The following is a 26,138-nucleotide window of genomic DNA, read 5'->3' on the forward strand; positions in this document are numbered from 1 at the left end:
AAAATTCCTGAGCATTGATCTTGAAATCCTAACATCTAAACCATCCTGATATAAACGAATGAATCCTGATCAATACACAGTCGTAATTAATGGTAAGCCACAAGGGCCGTATAGTTTAGCCGAGCTGAAAGATTTAAACATCAGTGCGAATACTTTTATCCGCAAACCCGGAATGGACGATTATAAAGAAGCTCATGCAATTCCCGAATTGCGTGAGCTTTTGGGTTTTAGCTATCAAAAAACCGCACCTCAATATTTTGCCGCTTTCGATCAGCGTTTACTGGCAACGGTAATTGATCATTTTATTATTTTTGGTTTCTATATCCTGGCCGTTTTAACGAGTTTTATCTTTATAGAAGGCAAAGACCAGCGGATGATGGCTTTTCTGATTCCATTTCCATCCATATTTATCATTAAACTGATTTATGGCAGCATTGCTGAGGCAACCAAAAATCAGGCAACAATAGGTAAAAAATTGCTCAGCATTAAAGTAACTGATTTAGAAGGGAGCCGGATTTCTTTTGGCGTTTCTATAATCAGAAATTTTTCTAAAATCTTGTCCGTAATTCCTGTTTTCTTTGGTTACCTCTACAGTTTTCTTAATAAGAAAAACCAGTGCTGGCATGATATCGCTGCCAATACTTTGGTGATAAAAGACAGGTTGATTTAATCGGAAAAGCAGGACTGGCCTATCTGTTTTTGCTGGTCGGGCTGTATGCTATATCTCCGATAAAACCTGTGAAACAAGCAAGCATACCACAAAATAATAAACAATAATGCTTAAATCGGAGGATGCCGCTTTCATCCCGTTTATACACCTGGGTTGGTGCAACGGTGCCAAACCCACCCACCGCTAAAAAATAAACCCGATCAAAGCAGGATGCCGATATTTCCATCGGCAGAAGCGGGAGCGGGGCTACAATTGCCAGACAATACTGAAGTTTCGTTTCCGAAAAAATCAAATTATTCCTGATAAATCAACTGATTTAATTACAACATTACAACATCAAAAATTCCAACAATCCTTATCTTTGCAAACAGATGGAAAATATATTGGCAAAACATGATCTGGCTGGTGGATATTGCAACAGTTTAACAACTTACTCAAGGTACTTAACCCGGGAAGTAAATATTGGCGACATTGCATTGGGCGGGCATAATCCGATCCGGATCCAATCGATGACGACAACCGATACTATGGATACTTTGGGTACGGTAGAGCAGACCATCCGTATGGTAGAATCGGGCTGTGAATATGTGCGTATTACCGCCCCTAGCATTAAAGAAGCCGAAAATCTTGCCAATATTAAAAAAGAACTGCGTTTCCGTGGTTATCATGTTCCATTAATTGCCGATATCCATTTTACACCTAATGCTGCCGAAATGGCCGCCAGGATTGTAGAAAAAGTGCGTGTTAACCCAGGAAACTACGCAGATAAAAAGAAATTCGAAAATATAGAATATACCCAGGATGCTTATAACGCAGAGTTAGCCAGGATTTATAAAAAGTTTATTCCCCTAGTCAAAATCTGTAAAGAGTATGGTACGGCCATGCGCATCGGAACGAATCATGGTTCACTTTCCGACAGGATCATGAGCCATTACGGCGATACTCCCCGTGGAATGGTAGAATCTGCCATGGAATTTATCCGCATGTGCGAAGACCAGAACTATTATAACCTGGTGATCTCAATGAAAGCCAGTAATACCCAGGTGATGGTTCAGGCTTACCGTTTATTGGTAGAAACCATGGCGAAAGAAGGGATGAATTATCCGCTGCATCTGGGCGTTACCGAAGCTGGTGACGGCGAAGATGGCCGTATTAAATCAGCCGTTGGTATTGGGACCTTATTAGAAGATGGACTGGGCGATACCATCCGGGTTTCGCTAACCGAAGATCCTGAATTCGAAGCACCAGTGGCCAAGGCTCTGGCAGACCGCTACTCGAAAAGGAGTTCGGAGCCTGGAGTTCAGAGTTTTGAGTCGCCTGCAAAGGTCACAACTCCCGACTCCCAACGCCCAACTTATTCCCCTTACGAATACAACCGCCGCGTTACCACTCCTGTTCAGCACATTGGTGGCCATCATCATCCGGTTGTGATGATCGATGTATCGAAAGAAAATTTAAAAGATCCCTACTTTTTAAGTTCGGTAGGCTATAACTACAGCGCGGGCTTAGATAAATATAATTTAGCCGATCAGGCTTGTGATTTGGCTTATTTGGGAGATAATCTGCCATCTTTTTCTTTCCCCGGGAATTTAAAACAGGTGTACAATTACCAAACCTGGCTAAAACTTCAGGATAAAAACAACTGCCATCCTTTATTCACATTTGAGGAGTTTAAGGAAGCTGAAATTAAAGATGAATTTTTAAACTTTATTGAGGTGGATGCCGGAACATTCCAGCATTCCAACATTCCAACATTCCAATCCAATGTGGTTTTAATCCTCAAAACTTCTGCATTACACGGAATGGCCGAACAAAGGACATTTTTTATATCCTTGCAAGAACAACACATACAAATTCCTGTGATTATAAAAAGAACCTATCAGGATGCCGACGCCGACCATTTGATGCTGTATGCCGCTACGGATATCGGTGCTTTATTTACAGATGGTTTTGGTGATGGTATTTGGATTGATTCAGAGGGACAGAACCTGTCGTTAATCAATTCAACCAGTTTTGGTATTTTGCAGGCTACCCGTACACGTATCAGTAAAACAGAATATATTTCTTGCCCGAGCTGCGGCAGAACGCTTTTCGACTTACAAGAAACCACACAACTGATCCGCTCGCGTACCGACCACTTAAAAGGCATAAAAATCGGTATCATGGGCTGCATTGTAAACGGGCCTGGTGAAATGGCAGATGCCGATTATGGTTATGTTGGTACCGGACCAGATAAAATTACTTTATACCGCGGCAAAGAAGTAGTGAAGAAAAACGTAACTACAGCTTATGCACTTGATGAGCTCATTGACATTATCAAAGATGATGGCAATTGGGTAGAAAAGGTTTAAAATATGCACCAAAATCTGTGTCTTCGCAGGCCAGTATAATGTGTAATTTTAATTCATGCATTTTATTTTCGGCCTGTGAGGACATGGCCGATGAGTTATCCAAATGGTTTGTGTCTCACAAACCATTTTGCTTTATTTAGCACCATTTAACTTTTTGACCAATAAATCCTAAATTGCCTTAATGAACATCCCTGAGTTTCATAACCTGTTTAACGAACTTCGAAACTGGCTGGCAGGCAAAGGCCTTGTTGGTGGCGAACTGATCTATTCCTATTTTTTTATCGGACTGGTTGGCGTTGTGCTGTTTCTGTTCATCACCATATTCGTAACCCGGCAGGTTTTTATCGGTGTGGTAAAAAGTGCCAAAACCAAGTCCGACTGGCAAAAGGCGCTGTTCGAATTTAGGGTTTTCAGGGCTTTTGCCTTAATTTTTGGTGCCTACATTATCTATAACGTTGTTCCCTATCTTTTTATCGATTTTAAAAACTGGCTCTTTTATGCCTTAATTTTTGCTAAAATCTATATGGTTTTAGCAGTGATGTTTGCCATCAATGCATTTTTGAATGCTTTGGTTTCCATCATGGAATCATCAAAGAAATATGCCGATAAACCGATCAGAAGTTATAAACAGGTAGCCAAAATTGTGTTCTACATTGTTGGTTTTGTACTGATTCTGTCAATTATTCTTGGCGAATCGCCACTCTATGTTTTTGGCGGTTTTGGTGCGGTTACCGCTGTTTTTATCCTTGTTTTCAGAGATCCGATTTTGGGTTTTGTGGCTTCGGTACAAATGAGTGCCATCGATCTGGTGAGAGTGGGCGATTGGATTACCGTAGAAAAATACGGTGCGGATGGCGAGGTAACGGAAATTAATTTAACGACCATTAAAGTGCGGAACTGGGATAAAACGGTTACCATTGTGCCCAGTTATGCCATCGTGAGCGAATCCTTTAAAAACTGGCGCGCCATGGAAGAAAGTGAGGGCCGGAGGATTAAAAGACACATTAATATTAAAATTTCGAGCATTAAATTTTGCGATGAAGAATTGATCGGAAGGTTACAAAGTATCGATTTTCTAAAAGATTACCTCAAAGAAACACAAACTTTTATCGAGCGTTATAATGCCGAAAATACGGTGAATCCAAATAATCTGGTGAATGGCCGACATATGACCAACATCGGGACTTTCAGGGTTTATGCGGAGAAATACCTGGAGAGCAACCCCCATATCAACACGGATTTAACCTTTATGGTACGCCAGTTACAGGCCACAGAAAACGGACTTCCAATCGAGATCTATGTGTTCTCGAAAGAGAAGGGATTAAAGCGTTTCGAAGAAGTAGCTGCCGATATTTTTGATCACCTGTTGGCTGCGGTCCCTTACTTTGACCTCGAAATTTTCCAAAGCCCGAGTGGCAGCGATATGCGCAATTTTGTGCGGCGAGGGGATGATTAATTAACAAGCTTTTACAGCCTAATATTTATTCATAGCGCTTAATTTCCAGTTCCTTTGCTTATACGGTCGTCACGCTGGGTTCAGTTCAGCATCTTTCTGGCTTTGACCAGACCCTGAAATAAATCCGATAGGTATCGGATCAGTGTGACGACCATCAATTAAGGATTAATCTTCTCGTAAAAATGTCAAAACCTTTTCACAAACCTTAAACAGCAGCGGCGGCAAAGTTTCACTAGTGTAAGGTTGTGTTGCGCCATAAACATGGTTGGCGCCTTCAATTTTAACCAATCTGCTATTTGGGTTGGCCTCAGCCAAAGTTTGTGCAGTTTCAAAAGGCACATTCACATCATCATCGCCGTGGACAATTAACCAGGGAATGTTTATCCTTTTGGCAGCATCTAGAATATTCAATGCGGCTGAATTTTCTTCCAAATCTTCTAATAAAGTTACGTCTAAAGGCATCTGTTCTTTGGTGCGGGCATTGGTGACGAAGATTTTGCCATTCTTTTTCCATTCGGCTTCCTGTTCTTTTTTCCACAGACTGCTAAAATCGCCAATAGCGCTCCAGGTAATCAGTTTGTTAATTCTTAAGTCGTTAGCAGCCTCGATAATCGATAATCCGCCACCACGACTATGGCCTATCAGGTTCACCTTTGTATCTTTGCCATAGGCTTTTTCAATAAAATCGAGCACTGCGTTTACATCAAAAAGCTCTTTTGATACCGTATTGCTGGCAAAGGCTTCCATATCAGTCACATCTTTAGGGTCATCAACCGGCACACCACTATGTGATAAATTAAACTTTACATAACGGTAACCATTGCTTGCAAAATACCGGGCCACTAAATTATGGGCGCCCCAATCTTTAAAACCTTTAAAGCCATGTACAAAAAGGATGATGGGCGTATTTGGGTTTTTCTCGTCGAAAGTAATGTCGCCAATAATTAATTTTCCGTCGGCACCGCTAAGGCTAAAATTGCTTTGTGTAATCATAATTTAAAAGAGTTGATCTAAAATATAAACCTACGAAATCCAATTTTGTTGTGTGTTTTTAGAGGACGCGTTATCTCGGCTCGAACACAGTGGAATGCCTGCCCGAACAGATGGGGCGAGACTTATTATCCTAGATTTAGCTTCGCTAAGCAATCGTAGTTCTCGACTTCGTTGCACCCGATCTATCGGGTCCGCTCGAAATGACGCATATTCAATGAGAATAATCAAATTGTTTTTTTGTAATAATACCAGGCCCAGCCAATAAACAATAACTGAAATGGCAACCTTGCCCAGGCTATGAACGGGGTTACCCATATTTTACCCAACATGAACGGCGCCATCTGGATCATGTAGATATGGGCCGGCATAAAGGCAATCAGCATCAGGATAATCAACAAGGCCGCAACCTTTCGGGTCTTCGCGAACAGTAATAAAATGCCTAGAATAATTTCTATTATCCCCGAAAAGTAAATTAAAAAGCCAGGTACAGGCAACCATTTTGGCATGATCACGTAATATACTCCAGTGGATAAAAAGTGGTTACATCCGGCTAGAATATAGAAAATGGCATATGCCCAAAGAAAAAACTTGCGAATTGGTTTATTCATGAAATCAAGATAGTAAAATTAATCGCCAGGCACCTCTATTTAAAACCGTTCTAAATTGATGTAAATTACAGGTTAATGACAGTCACATGCCTTCACCATGTTACTTTTGTATCCCGATAATAGTTAATAACGGAATCACTTGGAATATTTAAAAGTAATAGCTTTTACGCATCACCACATCGACCTGAAATCTTTAGGGAAATTAGTTATTTGTGATCAGAGTTTAGATAGCAGGTTGAAGAATGTTCAAGCAGAGCTTCCCGTTAGCGAAATTTTCTATATTGGAACCTGTAACCGTGTTGAGTTTGTTTTCCTTACCAAGGAGAAAACCGACAAGGAATTTGTAACGCGGTTTCTTACCGTTTTAGACATGGGCCTGCCTCCCGAGTTTATGGAGCGTTTTCTGGATAATGTTTCTGTTTACGAAAATGAAGAGGCTTTTAACCATTTACTCAGAACATCCTGCTCTTTAGAGAGTTTGGTGGTTGGCGAAAAGGAAATTCTTGCGCAGATTCGCAAAGCTTACGAAAACTGCCGCGATGCCGGATTTACAGGCGATTACATGCGCATGATCATGGATAGGGTAGTGAAAACGGCAAAAGAAGTTTATACACATACCAATATTTCGAAAAATCCTGTTTCTGTTGTCTCGTTGGCTTACCGCAAATTAAAAGAACTGAATATGTGTGGCAACTCACGTATCCTGATTATCGGCGCCGGCGAAACCAACCAGAATATTGCAAAATATCTTAACAAACATAAATATTCCAATTTTTCCATTTTCAACCGTACACTTTCGAAAGCCGAAACTTTGGCCGAAGAGTTAAACGGAAAAGCCTACAACTTAGAAGCGCTTGAAAATTTTAATGAAGGATTTGATGTGATCATTACCTGTACAGGTTCTACCGAAGCAATTATTGGCGAAGAATTGTACGCCAGGTTGCTGAATGGCGAAACCGGCAAAAAGGTAATTGTAGATTTGGCCATCCCCAATGATGTTACGCCTGCGGTGATCCACAATAATCCGGTTCATTATATTGAGGTAGAATCGCTGAAAGAAGTGGCACGCAAGAATATCCAGGAGCGTTACAACGAACTGGTACATGCGGAAGAAATTATTAGCAATAACATTGCTGAGTTTTTTTATGTGTTGAAACAACGCCGTATCGAACTGGCGATGCAGGATGTGCCGCGTAAAATCAAAGAGATCAAAAATACGGCCCTAAATGGTGTATTTGCTGATGAAATCAGCCAGATGGACGAAGCATCGCGTGAGGTTTTAGAACGTGTAATGAATTACATGGAGAAAAAATGCATCAGCGTTCCGATGATTATGGCCAAAGAAATTCTGGTTAATCAACCTTAACTTAACCGAAAAAGGGCGCTAAGGCAATTCAGAGAACGCTAATGGCCGTAGATCCCATTCTAATAAAACCCGGCAAGCACACGATAGAGTGTTAAAAATATTGTTTAGGCTGGCGCCAGCTGTATTGACAAAGCTCTGTGGTAACCACATCCGCATGTTGGTCGCCCCGGTTAACGCCAAACTCAAGAATCCACCCCGTACCTCCGGCTCCGGATTATTCTTTACCCTTTCTAGGTACCAGGTTAACCCCATGTTAACCCTTTGCTTACCTGTTCTCTACCTTTTCTTTACCTATCGCTTACCTATCCTTTACCTTTTGCTTACCTAAAAGGTAAAGCCAGCGTCTGCTTTGGGCCTTCCTGGGGTTAGCCGGGCGGCTATGTTGTCTGTCGTAGGTAAGAATAACTCCGCATTTAATCCTAAGCATCATGTGATTATCCTCAGCATAACAAACCGATTGTGTAATGTCACAGAAATCCTTTAAATTATCCTTTCTGTAACCTCACTGTCTCATTTTTAAACAATTCATGGTATAAACCACTAATTAAATTAAATTTGCAACTCATTTAACCTTTATAGTGAAGAAATTAACCATCGGAACACGCGGTAGCGACCTGGCATTATGGCAAGCAAATCATATAAAAGATGAATTGGCAGCCATTGGAATTGAAGCAGAAATAAAAATCATTAAAACGCAGGGCGATAAAATCCTGAATTTAAGATTGGATAAACTGGAAGGCAAAGGCTTTTTTACCAAAGAACTGGAAGAAGAGCTTTTGGGCGGAACAATTGATCTGGCCGTACATTGCCTTAAAGATTTGCCTACCACACATCCTGATGGATTGATCATTGCGGCTTTGCCACCACGCGAAGAAGCAAGCGAATATCTGTTGATTTTAAAAGATTGTGTAGATGTTTCGCAGAAACTTTCGCTAAAAAAAGGTGCGATGGTGGGAACTTCATCCAATCGACGTAAAGCGCAGTTATTGGGCCTACGTCCCGATCTGGAAATTGAAGATTTGCGTGGAAACGTACCCACCCGGATCCAAAAACTCCGCGACGAAGATTATGATGCGATTTTGATCGCTAAGGCAGGTGTGAAGCGTTTAAATCTTGATGTGAGCGATTTACATGTGGAAGAACTCGAAACCACGGAATTTATTCCGGCACCAGCACAAGGTGCTTTGGCCATCCAGATCAGAGAAAATGATACCGAGCTTTTTGATGCACTACAGAAACTGCACGATCCGGAAACTGCCGAAACGGTAAATGTGGAACGTAAAGTGTTAAACCTTTTCGAAGGCGGTTGCCATATGCCTTTGGGTTGTTATTGCCAAAAGGAGAATGGAAAATTCGAAATCTGGACATCAAAAGCTGAAACTGCAGACGATTTTCCTGAACGTTTATTTTTACGTGCCGATACAACAGAAGGTTTGGCAGAGAAAATTGTAGCCAAATTTAATGCAGAAAGAAAGAAACCGGCAAAGGTTTTTATCTCGCGCGAAATTGGCGAACACAGTTATTTCCGCAGAGCACTGGAAAATAATAATATAGAAATAGAGGGTCGTTCGCTAATCCGTACGTTCCCAATTGTAACGGTTTTAGATCAGTTTATCTTACGACATCTGGACTGGATTTTCTTCAGTAGCCGTAACAGCGTTGAATATTTTTTCAACTTAAAACCCTTGTTGCCAAAGAAAACGAAGTTTGGTGTAGTGGGAAGAGGGTCGGAAGATGCTTTACGTAAATTTGGCCATATTGCTGATTTTGTTGGAACCAGTGGAGATATTACTGAAGTAGCAGAAGATTTTGCAAAACTGGTTGGTGGACAGCAGGTACTGTTCCCAAGGGCGCAGGATTCTTTGCAATCAATTCAAAAATCATTGCCAGCAGATGCTAAAATTATTGATCTGCCAATTTACGAAACGGTAATAGAAGAAGATATCGACCAGAGTTATGCCGATGTGTTGATTTTCACCAGTCCATCTAATGTGGATGCCTATTTTGCCGATAACTTATTGGAACCAGGCCAACAGGTAATTGCGATAGGTAACTCTACTGGTAAAAAGTTCGACGAAATGGGCGTAAAATATGCTTTGCCTTATTCGCCTGATGAAATTGGATTGGCTGAAGCAGTGTTTGGGATTGAAGTAAGGTAGAAGGAAGGCAAAGGTTAAATGGTTTAGGGAGGAATGTTGAAATACTTTTGTCTCGATACTGGATACTAATATCCTGATACTCGATACTACAATTTTGATACTAAATCCAAAAATCTGTGTAGTCATCCCGCAAGGAAAAATAGAAAATACTCAAGCCTTGATACTCGATAGCATAATCTTGATACCAGTTAAGGTCTTGCTACCCGATAAATCAGTCTTGATACTAAATACTTAAAAAAATGTTAAACCGTCCGCGTAGATTAAGGAAAAATCCACTAGTGAGAGAGATGGTAGCCGAAACCCGGTTATCGAAAGATATGTTTGTGTACCCTTATTTTATAGTACCAGGCAGTAATGTTACCCATGCCATTGATGCGATGCCTGGCGTAAACCATTATTCGGTTGATACCCTGGTGAAGGATGTTGAGGCGGGAATGAAAAAAGGCCTGAACAAAATTATGCTTTTTGGGGTGGGTGATGAGAAATCGGAAGATGCAAAGTCGGCTTACCACGATCATTCCCTAGTGCCAACCGCGGTTCGTGAGTTAAAGAAACAATTCGGTGATGATTTATATGTGATTACCGATGTTTGCGTTTGTTCTTATACCACACACGGTCATTGCGGTATTTTGGAAAACGATTATGTTCAAAATGATAAAACGGTTGAAGTAATCGCTAAAATGGCCTTAACGCATGCTGAAGCGGGTGCTGATATGTTTGCACCGTCGGATATGATGGATGGAAGGATTGAAGCCATGCGTCATCTTTTGGATGAAAATGGTTTTGTAAACGCGGCCATTATGAGCCATGCCACAAAATTTGCTTCTGCTTATTATGGCCCTTTTAGAGAGGCTGCAGACTGTGCGCCGAGCAAAGGCGACAGAAAAGCATACCAGATGGATTTCAGAAACCCACTGGAAGCTTTACGTGAAGCACAACTGGATGAACAGGAAGGTGCCGATGTGTTAATGGTGAAACCAGGTTTAGCTTATCTGGATATTATCCAGCGGTTAAAACAGGATACCAATTTGCCGATTGCGGTTTATAATGTATCGGGCGAATACTCGATGGTTAAAGCAGCTGCCGAACGCGGATGGATAGACGAGCAAAAAGTAGTGATGGAAACCATGCATGCCTTTGCCCGTGCGGGTGCAAGTATTATTACCACTTACCATATTAAAGATATTTTAAATAACGATTGGCTATAGAAGTGGAAGGTAGAGGGTTTAAAGGTTGAGGGTTTATATGCCACAATCTATATATCCTTAACAATCCGTTCTAAAACCTACAAAACATAATGAGGTGAAAGGTTGATGGTTAACGGTTATGGGTTATGCGCCCAAGACCCTTCTGCCTTCTGCCTTTGGCCTTCAACCTTAATAAAATGTTAGATTCATTAAAAAAAATGTTTTCAGGCAACGAAGCCGATATTCCGGTAAATACAGGAAGTAAACCTGATATTTCGAGGGTTAAATCTGCAGAACTGTACGAGAAATCGAAAACCTATTTCCCTGGAGGGGTAAACTCTCCGGTAAGGGCTTTTAAATCTGTTTATGGTACACCGCTTTTTATCGAAAAAGGTGATGGTTGCTTTATCTGGGATGCTGATGGCAACCAGTTTATCGATTTCTGTGGGAGCTGGGGCCCGTTAATTTTAGGACATAACAATCCTAAAATCCGTGAAAAGGTTACTGAAGTCATGCAGAACGGAATGAGTTTTGGTGCGCCAACAGCTTTAGAAAATGAATTGGCAGAACTGATTATTAAAAATAACCGTTTTGTAGAGAAAATCCGTTTTACCAGTTCAGGTACCGAAGCGGTAATGTCGGCAATACGTTTGGCAAGAGGTTTTACCAGTCGCGATAAAATTTTAAAATTCGAAGGTTGTTACCATGGCCATAGCGATTCGTTATTGGTTAAAGCAGGTTCGGGCCTAGTTACTTTTGGCGAAACTTCTTCAGCAGGAGTGCCAAAGTCCTTTGCAGAAGAAACCATTGTGATTCCTTTAAATGACAAAACAGCCATTGAACAGGCTTTTGCACAGTTTAAAGATCAGATTGCTGCCGTAATTATTGAAGGAATTCCGGCGAATAATGGTTTGATTATTCAGGACGAAGCGTATATTCATTTCTTGCGTAAAATCTGTACGGATAACGGTTCACTACTAATCTTTGATGAAGTAATCACCGGTTTCAGGGTAGGTTTTGAAGGCGCAGCAGCACATTATGGCGTTACTCCTGATATCGTTACTTATGGTAAAATCATCGGCGGGGGATTACCTGTTGGGATGTATGGTGCACGTGCAGAAATTATGGCGCATATCTCTCCTGATGGCGGCGTATACCAGGCAGGAACTTTATCAGGAAACCCGGTAGCCATGGCTGCAGGCATCGCTACCTTAACAGAACTGAATAAATCAAGCTTTTATAAAGACCTGAATGCAAAAGCGCAGGAATTTGTGGCGAGCATCCAACGTTTTGCAACAGCACGCAACTATAAATTCAAGGTATTTACCATTGGCTCTATTTTCTGGTTTGCTTTTACCGATAAAGATAAAATCCAGTCGGCTGACGATATTGATGCTGGCAGCATGGAGAAATTCAAAATAATGCACCGTGAGTTATTAAACAGGGGAATTTATTTAGGTCCATCGGGATATGAAGTTGGTTTCGTATCTTCAGCACATACAAAGATCGAATTAGAGAAAGCGAAAAGAGCTATTTTTGAAGCGTTGGATTTAGTGTTTAAGAAATAACACTATAGAAATATAAATTTGTGCCATGGTTTGTGGAGACACGAGCCATGGGGATGCTGTAAATCTGTGTAATCAAATAATCTTTGCAATCAGGCATTTGTGTAAAAACATCTGTGTATCAACCCTAAGGGAATGAAGAAATCTATAATTATATTTTATGCATTATTGCTTTACGCGTTAATCCAACTCATCTCTTGGGGCACTTTGGTGGTGCGTTTGCAACCCAGCCGCATGACCATGATTATGGGCGAAGGGTCGGTATTTTTATTTCTACTCTGCTTCGGAGGGTATTTTCTGCACCAATCGCTAAAACGCGAGGATAAGTTAAGGGAGCAACAACAAAATTTCCTGATGTCGATTACACACGAGCTCAAATCTCCTTTGGCGGCTATAAAACTTTCGATCCAAACCATTGTTAAAAGAGATCTGGATAAAGCCCGCCAGGTTTCGTTACTGAATAACTCGTTAAAAGACATTGAGCGTTTAGACGATCTGGTCGAAAATATGCTATTGGCTACCAAGATCGAAAACCGTTCTTATACCTTTCCGAAGGAAGAATTTAACTTCTCTGAATTGGTGTATAAAATTACAGACCGGTTGCAGGTCCACTCTTGTGGCAACGAACAATTGATCAGCACCCAAATTCAGCCAAATTTGCAGATAGTAGGTGACAAATTTGCCTTATCGTCAGTGGTGACCAATTTAATTGAAAATGCGGTGAAGTATTCCAGTCCATGTGATGAGATAAATGTGCATTTAAACGACGTGGATGGTCATATTCATTTAAGTGTGATTGATAAGGGACCGGGTATTTCAGATGCCGAAAAAATGTTGATATTTGATAAGTTTTACCGAGTTGGTAACGAGAATGTCAGAAAAGCGAAAGGAACAGGTTTAGGCTTGTTTATTGTGAAAGAGGTTTTACAATACCATGATGCAGATATTACAGTAAAAGACAATCTGCCCCAAGGAAGTATTTTTGAAGTAACATTTAGTTAATCTCAATTATGTCACAAAAATTAAGAATTCTATTGGTAGAAGACGAGGATCACTTGTTAGATGCTATCAAATTAAACCTCGAACTTGAGGGTTATAAAGTTCACGCCGTTAAAGATGGCAAAACCGCTCTTAAAATTTTTAAAGAAGAACGCTTCAACCTCATCATTTTAGATGTAATGTTGCCTGAGATGGATGGTTTCCAGGTTTGTGAAACAATCCGTTTAGAGAATGCAGAAGTTCCAATTATGTTTTTAACTGCTAAAAATACTTCGGAAGACCGTGTATTGGGTTTGAAAAAAGGTGCTGATGATTATTTGGTTAAACCGTTCAACTTGGAAGAATTGATTCTTCGTGTTGGCATTTTGGTTAAACGCAGTTTAAAATCTGATGATTTAAAAGAATTGAATTCTTACAAAATCGGCGATAAAACTATTTATTTTAACTCTTTCGAATTGAAACACGATGATGGTACCATCACACCATTAACCAAAAAGGAAACGATGTTGTTGAAACTGTTAATCGAGCGTAAAAACGATGCCGTTTCAAGAGAGCAGATTTTAGAAACCGTTTGGAACTATGATGTTTATCCATCAACCAGAACGATTGATAACTTTATTTTAACGTTCCGTAAGTATTTCGAACCAGATCAAAAAAATCCAGTTTATTTCCACTCTATCCGTGGGGTAGGTTATAAATTCACTGATAGTCATTAATGTACAATAATAAGGGCAGATATGCTTTAATGGCAGTTTTTGTGCTTGCTGCATTGGTTTGTGTTTTTTACAATCAATATCAGCTGGCCGCTGTTTCAGGGCTTTTATTTGCCTTTGTTGTTTGGAGCCATTTTAAACATGGTTCGGTGTTAATGGCATCGAAGCATTTCAAAAATAACGAATTCGGTAAAACCAAAGCTTTATTGGCCGAGGTAGCTAAACCAGAGCGTTTGGCCAAAAGCCGGAGAGGTTATTACGAATTTATGCAGGGCAATATGGCGCTGAAAGAAGAAGACTACGATAAGGCTGAATATCATTTTCAGTTGGCCAGTCGTTTTCCGGTAGGCGGTAAGAACGAGAAATCGTATGTACTGATCCACCTGGCCAATCTTGCTTTACGGAAGAAGGACAGAGAAAGGGCAGAAGCTTATACCAAATTGGCCAAAGAACTGGCCGAAACACAACGATCGAAAGATATTATCGTTAAAATTGAAAAAGAAATAAGCAAAATATAATATTAGTATTGTCATTTTGAACAACGAAGCACCAGTTTAGGAATAAAAAGGTACTTCGTTTTTTTTTTATTTATACCTTTGCGCAATTAAATTTTTAGGCCGCCCGTCATGCTGAACTTGTTTCAGCATCTTTTTTGCTATTAAGACCCTGAAATAAATCCGATAGCTATCGGATGAGGGTGACGTTGAACAATGGATACCAAATACAAAATATGAAGAATAATTTATTTTTAGACGCTGCATTTTCAAAACAAACCGAACGCCCGCCAGTATGGATGATGCGTCAGGCAGGTCGTTTTATGCCACAATATTGGGAAATTAAAAACAAGTACTCTTTTTTAGAGATGTGCAAAACTCCCGAAATTGCTGCTGATGTGACCATGTTGCCTGTTGATTTGTTGGATATTGATGCGGCGATTTTATTCTGTGATATTTTGGTAACTGGTGAGGCTATGGGTGGCGAATTGAGCTTTACCCAAGGGGTTGGTCCGAAGTTTGCCAATCCGGTACGTAATGCCCAGGATATCGAAAACTTAAATGTCGACTGTCTGGATGAATTGCAGTACGTTGCTGATGCGATTAAAGTGATACAACAACGGTTGGATAGCAGAATCCCATTGATCGGTTTCGCTGGTGCCCCATTTACGGTAATGAGTTATTTAATTGAAGGCGGTTCTTCTAAAGATTTTAAATTAACCAAGCTTTTTATACACAACCAGCCAGAATTGGCACACCAGCTTTTGGCTAAAATTGCAAAGGTAACGGCCGATTATCTGAACCTTCAGATTGCTGCTGGTGTTAATGCTGTTCAAATTTTCGACAGTTGGGCACTTGCTTTATCCTGGAATGATTATCAGGAATTTTCTCACCGTTATATTCAGGAAATTATTGCCAATTTAAATAGAAAAGATATTCCGGTGATTTCGTTCTGCAAAGGAAGTTCTGTTTTTGCACCGATTATGGCAGAAGCCAAACCGGATGTAATTTCAGTAGATTGGAATGCCGATTTATTGAACATTAAAAATGCTTTGCCAAAAGGCATTGCCGTTCAGGGAAATTTAGATCCGCATATTTTATATGCCGATAAAGCAGTGATTAAGGCACAGATCCATAAACTATTCGAACGCATGCGCGGTACCGAAGGCTTTATCTTCAATTTAGGTCATGGTATTATGCCTGATATTCCTTTCGATAACGTAAAGTATGCAATTGACGTGGTTAAAGAATTTAGGTATTAAATTCTCATCACCTTATTAAATAGATAAATGATAGAAACCCTGTTGCCATATTACCATTACTTCCTTGCAGTACACATTGTATTTGTAATCAGCTGGATGGCGGGACTGTTCTATATCCTAAGTCTTTTTATTTACCATACGGAGGCCAACGATAAACCTGAGCCCGAAAAGAGTATCCTTCAGAAGCAGTTTGTTAAAATGGAAGCTACTTTATGGAAAATTATTGCTACCCCAGCGATGATTATTTCTGTTTTGGCCGGCGCTTCTATGCTAACTTTAAATCAAGGTTTGCTACAAATGGATTGGATGTGGGTTAAGCTCGGTTTTGTTGTGGGTTTGCTCATCTATCATTTTATCTGCCAAAATATCGTTAAACAGCTTAAAAACAATCAATACAGGTTAACGAGCTTTCAGTTGAGGTTATGGCGCGAACTGGCTACCATTTTTATGATTGCCATTGTATTTGTAGTGATTCTTAAGAGTGCCATCAACTGGATCTACGGTTTAATCGGCATAATGGGGGTAGCGATGGCAATCATGATTGCAGTTAAACTGTATAAAAACTATCGTAAAAAGCGTGGAGAATAATCTTTACACCATAAATGTGCTAATGCACCAATAATTATTTGCCATTAGAAGTGCCTCAAAAGCTTTGTGTTCTTGTGCATGGGTAGTCAACTCATATTAACTTTGTTTCCTTTTCGTAAACTTGCATCAGCTTCCTGATACTTTGCTACACGCTACTTGATACTTTACCAAAAAACTATCCTAAATTTGGGCGATAAAATCCAAGCTCATGTTTACAATTACAGGTCTGAAAAAGGCCTTACTCTTAATACCTTTTCTTTTTAGTGCTTATTTGGCTTCGGCACAGTTTAACCAGTCGGCTTTTGAAAACCGGATCCGCCCTGATAGCAGTTTAACCAATGAGGTGCACTTCAATTTTTACAATTTAAACTACGTCCGTAATTACGAGTATACCAACGATTTTCACGATGGGTACACTCTTTATGGCACGCAGTTGCAACCTCAGATTGTGTATTACGCGCATCCTAATCTTGCCATTACCGCTGGTGCGTTCATCAGAAAGGATTTTGGAAGAAACGGCATTTCAGATGCGAAGCCATTGTTCAGTGTAAAATACCATAAAAGAAACCTGACCCTGATTTTTGGAAGTTTAGAAGGCAACATTCAACATAAATATATCGAACCTTTATACGATTTCGAAAGAACCATCACTACGCCGATCGAATATGGTACACAGTTATTGGTGGAACGTCAGAAATTTACTTTAGATGCCTGGATTGCCTGGCAAAAGATGATTTACAAGGGCGACCCGGCAAAAGAAGAAATCATTGGTGGTTTATCAACAGAAAGTTTTTTAATAAAAAACGATGATTGGAAATTAAGCATTCCTGCACAGTTTTTGGCTTTCCATCAGGGTGGACAAATTGACGTACTTAAAGAAATTCCGATTACAACCATGTTTAATGGGGCAACAGGTATAAAATTGCATAAAGACATTAATGGTAATATTAAACAGGTGTATACGGATAACTATATTGCCGTGTATAAAGATTTTTCACCAGATAAAAGAAAGGCTTACGAAGGTGGCTTTGGTTTGTGGTTAAATGCAGGTGTAGAAAGTAAATGGGGAAGTTTAGTAGCCTCTTACTGGAAAGGCAACAATTTTATTTCGATTAAAGGTATGCCGCTTTACGAATCGGTATCCGATAACCTGTACAGTCCTGGCTTGAAGCAAAGTGCGAGAAATATTGTTTCGCTACGTTATGCCTATCAAAAAGAGTTGATTCCACATTTGTATCTTGATGTGCGTTTTGAACCACACATCGATTTAGACCATACTGATAAACAACTTCAGTTTAACCATTCGTTCTTTTTAACCTATAAACAAGATTTTAAATTGTTTAAGGTAAAAAAGGATGGAAGATAGCACAGTTTAGGATAATTAAGTTCACGCCATTTCAACCCCCGCAGGTTTCCAGAACCTATGGGGGTTTTTATTTTCAAGCAGTTGCCTTGTTTCTAAACCCGATAGCAGCGAAAAACACGAAGGTGAGGAACGAACCAAGGCTTTGAAGCGAATAGCGGGACTGCTGTTCCCAATAAAATACTGCATGTTCATTTTCAGATAAAAAATCTATATCTTTCTTTAAATTTATTTAAACTATATCTTGTTGATAATCAACTGGTATGAATCCCTGTTTTAACTTTATTTAACTTTTTCTTTCTCCCCATGCAACCATTGTTTGTAATTGCCCATCTTCTATATACAAACACACAATGAAATTGACGCGAAGCTATACGATAAACGATTTGATGGAAGGCTGCAAAGCTGGCGACCGGAAGATGCAGGAGCTGCTTTATAAGCAAACGGCATCGAAAATGCTGGCCGTTTGTATGCGCTACGCCAAAGATAGGATGGAGGCAGAAGATGTATTGCAAATGGGCTACATTAAAATCTTCCAAAAAATAAAAGAGTACAGAGGCGATGGTTCTTTTGAAGGCTGGATAAGGCGCGTAATGGTAAATACTGCGATTGAAAGTTACCGTAAGAATTTACGCAGCTTAAATGTGGTGGAAATAGATGAAGCTTACGAACAACCTTCAACCGGATTTGATTTTGGCACCTTAGGGATGCAGGATTTGATGAAGGTAATACAGAAACTGGCAGATGGTTACCGCATGGTTTTTAACATGTATGTAATAGAAGGTTATTCGCACAAGGAAATTGGAGAAACGCTTGGCATCTCAGAAGGCGCGAGTAAATCGCAGCTATCGAGGGCAAGGGCAATATTAAAAGAGGAAATTATAAAAATGGAGGGATTTGGTTATGCAACCTATACGGGATAAGGATTTTGATCAATTGTTTAAGGATGCTTTTGCTGATGCAGAGGTAACACCTTCGAGGGATTTATGGAGCAACATTGAAAGCGAAATAGCCTCAAAGAAAAAGAGGATCATATCCATTTATTGGTTATCAGCTGCTGCTGTATTACTGATCGCTACGATAGGTGTTTTGATTTATCAACAACAAAACACGACCAGTGGAAGTAAACAATTGGCCGGTAATACCATTGAAAAAACGAAACCGGTAGTACAGTCGGCAGTTGTTAAGGATACTGTTACTAAATTGGTTGAACCTATTGAAAATATCGCACCAGTTTTACCAATTCAACGTAAAGCGGAAAGTACGATTGCCAAAACTAAGGTTAAACAAAATGTTGTTAAACCGGTAGAAAAACAGGCTATCATTACTGCACCTCAAATGCAGAAACAAGAAACGATGGTTGCTCAGGTTGAAGATCCTAAAAAAGATATCAAAGCACAAATTGACGCGGCAATTCTTGAACAGCCTAAAGCAGATGTTGTAATTGCAGCCAATCAAACAACAGTTAAAACAGATGAACCCATTAACGATAATGAACAAAGTAATAAAGGTATCCGTAACGTTGGCGATGTGGTAAACCTGATCGTTAACAAAATGGACAAAAGAAAAGATAAACTGATCCAGTTCCGCACGGATGACGATGATTCTTCTTTGTCATCGATTAATATCGGCCCGTTTAAAATAGGAAAACGGAATAAGAAATAAGCCAGGATTGATCAGGATTTACAGATTAAGATTACAGCATTTATACCACTCAATAATTCATTTATTCAAACCCTCAATAAAACACACATAGATATGAAACGGCTAATTTATACAACACTTTTGGTAAGCGGACTTGCCGGTGTTATGGCTCCCGGTGCTTTTGCACAACAAGATTCAATTAAAAGAAACAGAAAAGATTTAGATTACGGTATTGTAAAAATAACCAGAGACGGAAAAGATAGCACAAATAAAGATCCTAAAAAAGGCCGTTTCGTAGGCGGAATTACTTTTACCAGGGTGGATTGGGGTTTCTCCAGGTTAATCGACAATGGAAGTTTCAATTTATCCCCTAATAACGATTTCTTAGATTATAAAGGCGGTAAAACCAGTACCTTCTCTTTTGATATCCTGCAATTGGGCTATCGTTTCAACTCTAATTTTAAAGTGTATGTAGCCGGTGGATTTGATTGGACTTTAATCCGCTTAAGAAAAGATATCACTATTGCTAAAAACTCGAGCGAATTTGTTTACACCGATCAGGCACCTGTACATTTCTCTAAAAACCGTTTCTCGAGCAGTTATGTACATATTCCCTTAAACTTCGAATTCCGCACTGGCGAAAACAAGAACGGTAAAAGATTTTATCTGGTTTTAGGTCCGGAAGTGAGCTTTTTGCTAAACGGAAAAATTAAACAGGTGAGTGAGGAGCGTGGTAAAGAAAAACAATACGACAGTTATCACTTCCAATCGGTTCGTTACGGCGGTACCATTAGATTTGGTTATGGCGGTATCGGTTTGTTTACCAAATATTACTTTAACGATATGTTTACCACCGCTCAGCAGGCTGGTTTAAAGAACATGAGCTTCGGACTTACCTTTGGCTTGAATTAAGCCCTAAATCCCCTAAAGGGGAGTTGATAACACACCAATAAAACAGATCCTGTTTCGGTTAGGCGAAACAGGATTTTTTTTTGGTTTTCCCCATTTCCCTTAAACCTTCTACCTAAAAACCCTCCACCTTTTTCTTATCTTTACCGCGTGAGCAATACCCTAATCAGCGTTAAAAATTTAACCAAACAATATCAGGCAGAACAGGCCGGAGGCATTAAAAATGTAAGTTTCGAGATCAAAAGGGGCGACGTAGTAGCCATTATTGGCGAGAGTGGCAGTGGAAAATCGACTTTGTTGAAATCCATTTACGGACTGTTGAAAACTGATGAAGGCGAAATCTTTTTTGAAGATCAGCGGGTTAAAGGCCCCGACGAGCAGTTGATACCTGGCCATAAACAGATGAAGATGGTTACACAGGATTTTTCGCTGAATATTTACGCAAAAGTGTACGATAATATTGCCTCACAACTATCGAATACCGACCTTAAAACCAAAGCCGAAAAAACACTTCAGATGATGGAGCATCTTCGGATTTTACCACTTCAAAATAAAAAAATCATCGAACTGAGCGGGGGAGAGCAGCAGCGCGTGGCCATAGCAAAGGCCATGGTTGCCGATACACAGGTTTTACTATTAGACGAACCTTTTAGTCAGGTTGATGCCTTGCTGAAGAACCAGTTGCGTGCAGATATTAAACGCGTAGCCTCAGAAACCGGTGTTACGGTAATTTTGGTTTCGCACGACCCTGCCGATGGATTATTCCTGGCCGACCAATTGCTGATTCTGAAAAACGGCGAATTGTTGCAGACCGGAAAACCATCAGAGATTTACCAGCATCCCAAACACATTTACACTGCACAGATTTTAGGTAATGCCGTGGTTTTATCGAAAACTGATGCCGAAAAAATAGGTTTAAAGACACTGAAAGAATTCGTTGTATTTTACCCCGAATGGGCCGAAATCAACAGCAACTGGAGCAGCAGGCGTTTTGAAGTAAAAGATGTATACTACAAAGGTTTCTACGATGAGTTGCTATTGGAAAGAAATGGCGTGAACATCCGTGCTTTACAATTGAACAGGGGAGAGCATAAAAAAAACGACCACGTTCAGTTGAACATTAGTCGTTTTTTAGAGTTTTAATTGTAATTATAATTTCGTGTTCTAATGAGCTAATTATAATTATAATTATAACTTTTTGGGAGATCAAAGGATACAGTATTTTCCATCCACGACGTTTTAATGTGGGAAAATTAGCACATAAAAAAACGACTAAGTTCAGAGGAACATTAGTCGTTTTAGCGTTTTAAAATATTTTTCTTTTACGTTACATTTTCAGCTGCAACCAGAACAACTTTTATTCTAATTGGGGTTGTTGGTAATGTTGACCTGCTTATCGAAAGACCCCCAATATGAGCTTCATAGTCCATATCACCGTAAGGTAGTTGATAATAATTGGTATAATTTGGAGTAGCAGAGTAGACCAATATACCTTCATCGTAGAAATTAATATCGTCAATTTCTGGAATATTTAAGTCAAGATAGTATTTGCCATTTTCTAGTACCCATTTATTTGGCGTAACATCAAATACAACAGTTCTATTTGGAGCTGTCTGTTGTACAATTGTGTCTTTTTTGCAAGAGGCCAGACCTAGTGTGGCGATGCAAAGCATTAAGATGGTAAGTTTTTTCATGTTGATTAGTGTTTTATTTGTGTGTATGATATTGCTATTACAAATCTGCTGCCAAAAAAATAAAATGCATGATTTATGGATTAATTATTGTGCAACAGATTAAATACACAACTACTAGCATCCAATTTTATTCGATATGAAGCTCTTTTTTCGCCTTTTGCCCTGGTTAATTTTAATCGTTGCGGGGTATCTATTTATTTCCAAAAAGTTTAGCATCAATACCTCTGTAGAGAGCAAGCATCAGCTTCTGGTAGAGAAAATCGAAGCCATTGGTAAATTAGAGCTGGTAAGGTACCAGATCAGCGATGTTTTGGAACATAAAAATAAAACTGATTTTTTGCCCGAAGCCAGTGTGTTATTGATTGTTAAGGCCGAAGCAGTGGGTTGTATCGACCTCACAAAAATTACGCGCGAGGATATTGATATTGATGCGGACACTGCTGTAGTAAATTTGCCACAGCCCGAAATCTGTTATGTAAAAATAGATCATAAAAACTCCCGGGTTTACGATACAAAGATGGCTTTCTTCCGCGAGGCCAGTTTAGTAGACGAGGCCTATAAAGCAGCCGAAAGACAGGTGACTACAGAAGTGAATAAATCGAGTATTTTAACACAGACCAAAACCAATGCTACTACGGTACTTAAACCGATTATTGAGGGTTTGGGTTATAAGAATGTGAAATTTACTTTTCAATAAGGTTTAAGGTTTAAGGTTTGAGGTTAAGGGTTAAGCGGTCGTCACCCTGACCTATAGCGCAGCGGAAAACTACGCAGTAAATTTATTTCAGGGTCTTTCTGGAAAGATAGAACTAAGTAAAACTTCGGGAAGGCAGGATAGATGCTGAAATAAATCCGATAGCTATCGGATCAGCATGACGATTACATATTTTATTTTATGAAGTCTTCGCGATGCGGATTAAAAATATCGATCAATAATCCAGCTTCCAGACAAACCACGCCATGAAATACAAGGGTTGGGGCAAAGAAAACATCTCCTTCAGTTAAGATTTTCTTCTCATCGCCCATGCTCACTTCAAAACTGCCTTTGGCAACATAACTCATTTGTAAGTGAGGATGGTTATGGATGGTACCTATGGCATCTTTTTCAAAAGCTACTTTAACCAACATCAGCTGGTCATCATAAGCCATAATCTTGCGTTTAACGCCCGCGCCTAAATCTTCCCAATCGATATCGCTGTCAGAAATTAATGTTTTGTTGCTTAAGTCTTTGAAATTCATTTTTATAAGATATGTCGTGTTGAGCCTGGCGAAATACTATACTTATCGTTCGACAGGCTCAGGATGACAAAGAAATTAAATTATAATTGTGTCCTCTGTGTTAAAACAGGCATTAAACCAAGTATTCAAACAAAGTCTGATCCTGGTTGAGCTCAATAATTTCGAATTTAAAATCTTTCATGCGCTGCAATAAACTTGCATAATCGTTTTTGTTAGAAAGTTCTATTCCCACCAGTGCAGGGCCGTTTTCCTTATTCGTTTTTTTAATAAACTCAAAACGGGTAATATCATCCTGTGGACCTAAAACTTCATTCACAAAAAGCTTTAAAGCACCTGGTCTTTGTGGGAAGCGTACAATGAAATAATGTTTCAAGCCTTCGAAAAGCAGAGATTTCTCTTTAATCTCCTGCATGCGCTCTATGTCGTTATTTCCACCGCTAACGATACAAACTACCGTTTTACCGGTAATCTGGTCTTTAAGCTGATCTAATGCAGCTACAGACAGGGCTCCTGCAGGTTCAACAACAATAGCATCTTCGTTATATAGTTTTAGTATGGTGGTGCATATTTTCCCTTCAGGGATTAAATGCATCTGATCCAGAAGTTCCTTGCAATATTCGTAAGTAATATGCCCGATCCTTTTTACAGCAGCACCATCAACAAAACGATCTATCTCTTCTAAAGTAAATGGACCACCATATTCCATCGCGGTAACCATCGATGGTGCGCCCAGTGGTTCTACACCAACCAGTTTTACCTCAGGTTTAACGGTTTTCATATAGGCACTTACGCCTGATGCCAAACCGCCACCGCCAACTGGCATCACCACCATATCCAAATCCGGTAGATCTTCATAAATCTCTACACCAACCGTAGCTTGTCCTTCAATTACTTTTTCATCATCAAACGGTGGAATAAAAGTGGCCGATTTTTCCGCGCTGTAGGCAAGGGCTTCTTTCAAACAATCATCGAAAGTATCACCCACCAAAACCACTTCTACACTGTCGCCGCCAAACATGTAGGTTTGTTTCACCTTTTGTTTAGGTGTAATTTCGGGCATAAAAATAACACCTTTGATGCCCAGCTTTTTGCATGAATATGCTACACCCTGTGCGTGGTTACCAGCACTTGCACAAACTACACCGTTAATCAAGGCATCTTGTGGCAACGTGCTAATTTTATTGTAGGCGCCACGTAATTTGTACGAACGTACAATCTGCAGGTCTTCCCTTTTTAAATAAATATTGGCATTGTAATGGGCAGAAAGCCCGGCGTTAAACTCCAAAGGTGTACGTTTTACCACGCCCTTTAACCGTTGCGATGCAGATTGAAAATCTAGTGTATTCGGTGTTGTCGTATTCATTGTTTTAGTATCAAGTGGAGAGATCGTTCTAGTGCTAAGTATCGGGTATTTAGTAGTATCAAGTATTCAGTATCAAGACTGAGATCTCTCTTTTATTTTTTTGTAAAGCAGGGGTTGGTACTTTTCGGTTCTTACAGTCCTGCTATTCGTTTCAATCTTTTTAAAACCACTGTAATGCTGAAGATTGAAGAAGCCTGTTTCATAGGTTGCAGATGCTTCGTACCTCAGCATGACATCATATTAAAGGTTGCTGCAATTAAAAAGTATTTCCACTGCTATCAGGTTTAGGTAAATTAAGCCGGTGCCTTAAACTAAAAATGCCACCCGCTTAATGCCAAATCCTGAGCTTTAGGCTAAATGCAAAGCAACCAATTGGTTTAAATCGTGGTCGTTAATGCCCTGTTTACTATCGGCCAAAACCAGGAATTTTTTGTAAACAATATCTAAATGATCTTTTTCCAATCTATGACCTAAACGCTCTAAATGATGTTTTAAGGCGTGGCGGCCACTTCTTGCTGTCAATACAATTGTCGCATCAGGGAAACCAACATCTTCAGGTTTAATAATTTCGTAGTTTTCACGGTTTTTCAGGAAACCATCCTGGTGAATACCTGAACTATGCGAAAATGCATTGCCGCCAACAATTGCTTTGTTTGGTTGAACTGGCATATTCATCTGGTTTCTCACCATATGGCTCATTTCGTAAAAACGGGTAGCATCAATCTGGGTGTTTAGGCCCAAAATCTTGTGTGTTTTCAAAATCATGACGACTTCTTCCATGGATGTATTGCCTGCACGCTCTCCGATGCCGTTGATGGTACATTCTACCTGGCGGGCACCATTTTGTAAGCCGGCAATAGAATTGGCTGTAGCCAAACCTAAATCGTTGTGGCAGTGTACCGATATAATGGCCTGGTCGATATTTTTTACATTCTCTTTTAAGAAAAGAATTTTCGAACCATATTGATCTGGCAGGCAGTAACCGTTTGTATCAGGGATGTTTACCACTGTTGCACCAGCAGCAATTACCGCTTCGATCATTTTGGCTAAAAACTCGATGTCGGCGCGGCCAGCATCTTCAGCGTAGAACTCAACATCTTCCACATATTTTTTAGCATATTTTACGGCATCAACAGCACGTTCTAAAATATCTTCACGGGTACTGTTAAATTTATGTTTGATATGGAAATCAGACGAGCCGATCCCGGTGTGGATACGCGGTCTTTTTGCATAACGTAAAGCATCTGCAGCAACATCGATATCATTTTTATTTGCACGGGTTAAAGCACAGATAATTGGATTACTGACTGCTTTTGATAACTCAATTACGCTGTTAAAATCTCCTGGACTAGATACCGGGAAACCCGCTTCAATCACATCCACACCTAAAAGCTCGAGTGATTTAGCGATTTCTACTTTTTGGTTTGTATCTAACTGGCAGCCTGGAACCTGCTCGCCGTCACGCAATGTCGTGTCGAAAATATAAACTTTGTTTGGGTCGTGAATCATAATCTT

Annotated in this window: 24 protein-coding genes; 18 read left to right on the plus strand and 6 right to left on the minus strand. The window is 39.8% G+C overall.

The features are described from left to right. The first annotated feature begins 58 nt into the window (after positions 1-58). The 3 genes from AC04Q1_RS15630 (at position 59) to AC04Q1_RS15640 (ending at position 4,477) form a co-directional block, all read left to right on the plus strand. Positions 59-670 (plus strand): RDD family protein, encoded by a 612-nt coding sequence (locus AC04Q1_RS15630; protein WP_478365516.1) that lies wholly within the window; start codon positions 59-61, stop codon positions 668-670. Positions 671-1,041: 371 nt separating this feature from the next. Further along, positions 1,042-3,021 carry a (E)-4-hydroxy-3-methylbut-2-enyl-diphosphate synthase gene (ispG, locus tag AC04Q1_RS15635; protein ID WP_478365517.1) on the plus strand — a complete coding sequence of 660 codons (1,980 nt, stop codon included), beginning with the start codon at positions 1,042-1,044 and terminating at the stop codon, positions 3,019-3,021. Positions 3,022-3,202: 181 nt separating this feature from the next. Then, the gene (locus AC04Q1_RS15640) at positions 3,203-4,477 is read left to right on the plus strand and encodes a mechanosensitive ion channel family protein (RefSeq protein WP_478365518.1); all 1,275 of its coding nucleotides are present in this window, start codon (positions 3,203-3,205) and stop codon (positions 4,475-4,477) included. A 165-nt stretch (positions 4,478-4,642) separates the two neighbouring features. Here AC04Q1_RS15640 and AC04Q1_RS15645 read toward each other — a convergent pair whose 3' ends face one another. Then, positions 4,643-5,470 carry an alpha/beta hydrolase family protein gene (locus AC04Q1_RS15645; RefSeq protein ID WP_478365519.1) on the minus strand — a complete coding sequence of 276 codons (828 nt, stop codon included), beginning with the start codon at positions 5,468-5,470 and terminating at the stop codon, positions 4,643-4,645. Between the two features lie 224 nt (positions 5,471-5,694). Next, on the minus strand, positions 5,695-6,078 hold the full coding sequence (locus tag AC04Q1_RS15650) for a DoxX family protein (RefSeq protein WP_478365520.1): 384 nt from the start codon (positions 6,076-6,078) through the stop codon (positions 5,695-5,697). 139 nt (positions 6,079-6,217) lie between these two features. On the opposite strand from AC04Q1_RS15650, the gene hemA reads away from it, so the two are divergent. The 14 genes from hemA (at position 6,218) to AC04Q1_RS15720 (ending at position 21,470) form a co-directional block, all read left to right on the plus strand. Beyond that, on the plus strand, positions 6,218-7,444 hold the full coding sequence (hemA, locus tag AC04Q1_RS15655; RefSeq protein ID WP_478365521.1) for a glutamyl-tRNA reductase: 1,227 nt from the start codon (positions 6,218-6,220) through the stop codon (positions 7,442-7,444). 578 nt (positions 7,445-8,022) lie between these two features. Beyond that, on the plus strand, positions 8,023-9,603 hold the full coding sequence (gene hemC / locus AC04Q1_RS15660; RefSeq protein WP_478365522.1) for a hydroxymethylbilane synthase: 1,581 nt from the start codon (positions 8,023-8,025) through the stop codon (positions 9,601-9,603). Positions 9,604-9,842: 239 nt separating this feature from the next. After that, entirely contained in the window at positions 9,843-10,811 is a 969-nt protein-coding gene (gene hemB, locus AC04Q1_RS15665) for a porphobilinogen synthase (protein WP_478365523.1), read from the plus strand. A gap of 176 nt (positions 10,812-10,987) precedes the next feature. Beyond that, a complete protein-coding gene (gene hemL, locus AC04Q1_RS15670) occupies positions 10,988-12,358 on the plus strand; it encodes a glutamate-1-semialdehyde 2,1-aminomutase (RefSeq protein ID WP_478365524.1) in 1,371 nt (456 codons plus the stop codon). 132 nt (positions 12,359-12,490) lie between these two features. Continuing rightward, complete coding sequence (locus tag AC04Q1_RS15675; protein ID WP_478365525.1) at positions 12,491-13,357, plus strand: sensor histidine kinase; 867 nt, start codon at positions 12,491-12,493, stop codon at positions 13,355-13,357. Positions 13,358-13,365: 8 nt separating this feature from the next. Next, positions 13,366-14,070, plus strand: coding sequence for a response regulator transcription factor (locus tag AC04Q1_RS15680; RefSeq protein ID WP_025146905.1), 705 nt, complete (start codon positions 13,366-13,368; stop codon positions 14,068-14,070). Further along, on the plus strand, positions 14,070-14,585 hold the full coding sequence (locus tag AC04Q1_RS15685) for a hypothetical protein (RefSeq protein ID WP_478365526.1): 516 nt from the start codon (positions 14,070-14,072) through the stop codon (positions 14,583-14,585). Before AC04Q1_RS15680 ends, AC04Q1_RS15685 begins: the two co-directional genes overlap by 1 nt. 212 nt (positions 14,586-14,797) lie before the next feature. Beyond that, positions 14,798-15,823 carry a uroporphyrinogen decarboxylase gene (gene hemE, locus AC04Q1_RS15690; RefSeq protein ID WP_478365527.1) on the plus strand — a complete coding sequence of 342 codons (1,026 nt, stop codon included), beginning with the start codon at positions 14,798-14,800 and terminating at the stop codon, positions 15,821-15,823. Between the two features lie 27 nt (positions 15,824-15,850). Beyond that, the gene (locus AC04Q1_RS15695; protein WP_478365528.1) at positions 15,851-16,411 is read left to right on the plus strand and encodes a CopD family protein; all 561 of its coding nucleotides are present in this window, start codon (positions 15,851-15,853) and stop codon (positions 16,409-16,411) included. Positions 16,412-16,619: 208 nt separating this feature from the next. After that, a complete protein-coding gene (locus tag AC04Q1_RS15700) occupies positions 16,620-17,777 on the plus strand; it encodes a hypothetical protein (RefSeq protein WP_478365529.1) in 1,158 nt (385 codons plus the stop codon). A gap of 350 nt (positions 17,778-18,127) precedes the next feature. Next, entirely contained in the window at positions 18,128-18,697 is a 570-nt protein-coding gene (locus tag AC04Q1_RS15705; RefSeq protein WP_025146912.1) for an RNA polymerase sigma factor, read from the plus strand. Next, positions 18,678-19,439 (plus strand): hypothetical protein, encoded by a 762-nt coding sequence (locus tag AC04Q1_RS15710; RefSeq protein WP_478365530.1) that lies wholly within the window; start codon positions 18,678-18,680, stop codon positions 19,437-19,439. Before AC04Q1_RS15705 ends, AC04Q1_RS15710 begins: the two co-directional genes overlap by 20 nt. Positions 19,440-19,532: 93 nt before the next feature. Further along, a complete protein-coding gene (locus AC04Q1_RS15715) occupies positions 19,533-20,330 on the plus strand; it encodes an outer membrane beta-barrel protein (RefSeq protein ID WP_478365531.1) in 798 nt (265 codons plus the stop codon). A gap of 147 nt (positions 20,331-20,477) precedes the next feature. Next, entirely contained in the window at positions 20,478-21,470 is a 993-nt protein-coding gene (locus AC04Q1_RS15720; RefSeq protein WP_478365532.1) for an ABC transporter ATP-binding protein, read from the plus strand. A 179-nt stretch (positions 21,471-21,649) separates the two neighbouring features. On the opposite strand, the gene AC04Q1_RS15725 is transcribed toward AC04Q1_RS15720, so the two are convergent. Further along, the gene (locus AC04Q1_RS15725) at positions 21,650-22,021 is read right to left on the minus strand and encodes a hypothetical protein (protein ID WP_478365533.1); all 372 of its coding nucleotides are present in this window, start codon (positions 22,019-22,021) and stop codon (positions 21,650-21,652) included. A gap of 136 nt (positions 22,022-22,157) precedes the next feature. Between AC04Q1_RS15725 and AC04Q1_RS15730 the strand changes: the two genes are divergently transcribed. Further along, positions 22,158-22,718 (plus strand): DUF4230 domain-containing protein, encoded by a 561-nt coding sequence (locus AC04Q1_RS15730; RefSeq protein WP_478365534.1) that lies wholly within the window; start codon positions 22,158-22,160, stop codon positions 22,716-22,718. A 191-nt stretch (positions 22,719-22,909) separates the two neighbouring features. On the opposite strand, the gene AC04Q1_RS15735 is transcribed toward AC04Q1_RS15730, so the two are convergent. From AC04Q1_RS15735 to AC04Q1_RS15745, 3 genes are all read right to left on the minus strand, one after another. Further along, positions 22,910-23,260, minus strand: a complete 351-nt coding sequence (locus AC04Q1_RS15735) for a cupin domain-containing protein (protein ID WP_478365535.1) — start codon at positions 23,258-23,260, stop codon at positions 22,910-22,912. Positions 23,261-23,372: 112 nt separating this feature from the next. Continuing rightward, positions 23,373-24,623, minus strand: a complete 1,251-nt coding sequence (gene ilvA, locus AC04Q1_RS15740; RefSeq protein ID WP_478365536.1) for a threonine ammonia-lyase IlvA — start codon at positions 24,621-24,623, stop codon at positions 23,373-23,375. Positions 24,624-24,971: 348 nt separating this feature from the next. Then, positions 24,972-26,132 carry a 2-isopropylmalate synthase gene (locus AC04Q1_RS15745; protein ID WP_478365537.1) on the minus strand — a complete coding sequence of 387 codons (1,161 nt, stop codon included), beginning with the start codon at positions 26,130-26,132 and terminating at the stop codon, positions 24,972-24,974. Between the last annotated feature and the right edge of the window lie 6 nt (positions 26,133-26,138).

The organism is Pedobacter humicola, from assembly GCF_056490705.1.

What these genes read in the sequence shown, in the direction of transcription:
- AC04Q1_RS15630 (WP_478365516.1), top strand. Translation starts at nt 59, where the DNA reads ATGAATCCTGATCAATACACAGTCGTAATTAATGGTAAGCCACAAGGG.
- ispG (WP_478365517.1), top strand. Translation starts at nt 1,042, where the DNA reads ATGGAAAATATATTGGCAAAACATGATCTGGCTGGTGGATATTGCAAC.
- AC04Q1_RS15640 (WP_478365518.1), top strand. Translation starts at nt 3,203, where the DNA reads ATGAACATCCCTGAGTTTCATAACCTGTTTAACGAACTTCGAAACTGG.
- AC04Q1_RS15645 (WP_478365519.1), bottom strand. Translation starts at nt 5,470, where the DNA reads ATGATTACACAAAGCAATTTTAGCCTTAGCGGTGCCGACGGAAAATTA.
- AC04Q1_RS15650 (WP_478365520.1), bottom strand. Translation starts at nt 6,078, where the DNA reads ATGAATAAACCAATTCGCAAGTTTTTTCTTTGGGCATATGCCATTTTC.
- hemB (WP_478365523.1), top strand. Translation starts at nt 9,843, where the DNA reads ATGTTAAACCGTCCGCGTAGATTAAGGAAAAATCCACTAGTGAGAGAG.
- hemL (WP_478365524.1), top strand. Translation starts at nt 10,988, where the DNA reads ATGTTAGATTCATTAAAAAAAATGTTTTCAGGCAACGAAGCCGATATT.
- AC04Q1_RS15675 (WP_478365525.1), top strand. Translation starts at nt 12,491, where the DNA reads ATGAAGAAATCTATAATTATATTTTATGCATTATTGCTTTACGCGTTA.
- AC04Q1_RS15680 (WP_025146905.1), top strand. Translation starts at nt 13,366, where the DNA reads ATGTCACAAAAATTAAGAATTCTATTGGTAGAAGACGAGGATCACTTG.
- AC04Q1_RS15685 (WP_478365526.1), top strand. Translation starts at nt 14,070, where the DNA reads ATGTACAATAATAAGGGCAGATATGCTTTAATGGCAGTTTTTGTGCTT.
- hemE (WP_478365527.1), top strand. Translation starts at nt 14,798, where the DNA reads ATGAAGAATAATTTATTTTTAGACGCTGCATTTTCAAAACAAACCGAA.
- AC04Q1_RS15695 (WP_478365528.1), top strand. Translation starts at nt 15,851, where the DNA reads ATGATAGAAACCCTGTTGCCATATTACCATTACTTCCTTGCAGTACAC.
- AC04Q1_RS15700 (WP_478365529.1), top strand. Translation starts at nt 16,620, where the DNA reads ATGTTTACAATTACAGGTCTGAAAAAGGCCTTACTCTTAATACCTTTT.
- AC04Q1_RS15705 (WP_025146912.1), top strand. Translation starts at nt 18,128, where the DNA reads ATGAAATTGACGCGAAGCTATACGATAAACGATTTGATGGAAGGCTGC.
- AC04Q1_RS15710 (WP_478365530.1), top strand. Translation starts at nt 18,678, where the DNA reads ATGCAACCTATACGGGATAAGGATTTTGATCAATTGTTTAAGGATGCT.
- AC04Q1_RS15715 (WP_478365531.1), top strand. Translation starts at nt 19,533, where the DNA reads ATGAAACGGCTAATTTATACAACACTTTTGGTAAGCGGACTTGCCGGT.
- AC04Q1_RS15725 (WP_478365533.1), bottom strand. Translation starts at nt 22,021, where the DNA reads ATGAAAAAACTTACCATCTTAATGCTTTGCATCGCCACACTAGGTCTG.
- AC04Q1_RS15730 (WP_478365534.1), top strand. Translation starts at nt 22,158, where the DNA reads ATGAAGCTCTTTTTTCGCCTTTTGCCCTGGTTAATTTTAATCGTTGCG.
- AC04Q1_RS15735 (WP_478365535.1), bottom strand. Translation starts at nt 23,260, where the DNA reads ATGAATTTCAAAGACTTAAGCAACAAAACATTAATTTCTGACAGCGAT.
- ilvA (WP_478365536.1), bottom strand. Translation starts at nt 24,623, where the DNA reads ATGAATACGACAACACCGAATACACTAGATTTTCAATCTGCATCGCAA.
- AC04Q1_RS15745 (WP_478365537.1), bottom strand. Translation starts at nt 26,132, where the DNA reads ATGATTCACGACCCAAACAAAGTTTATATTTTCGACACGACATTGCGT.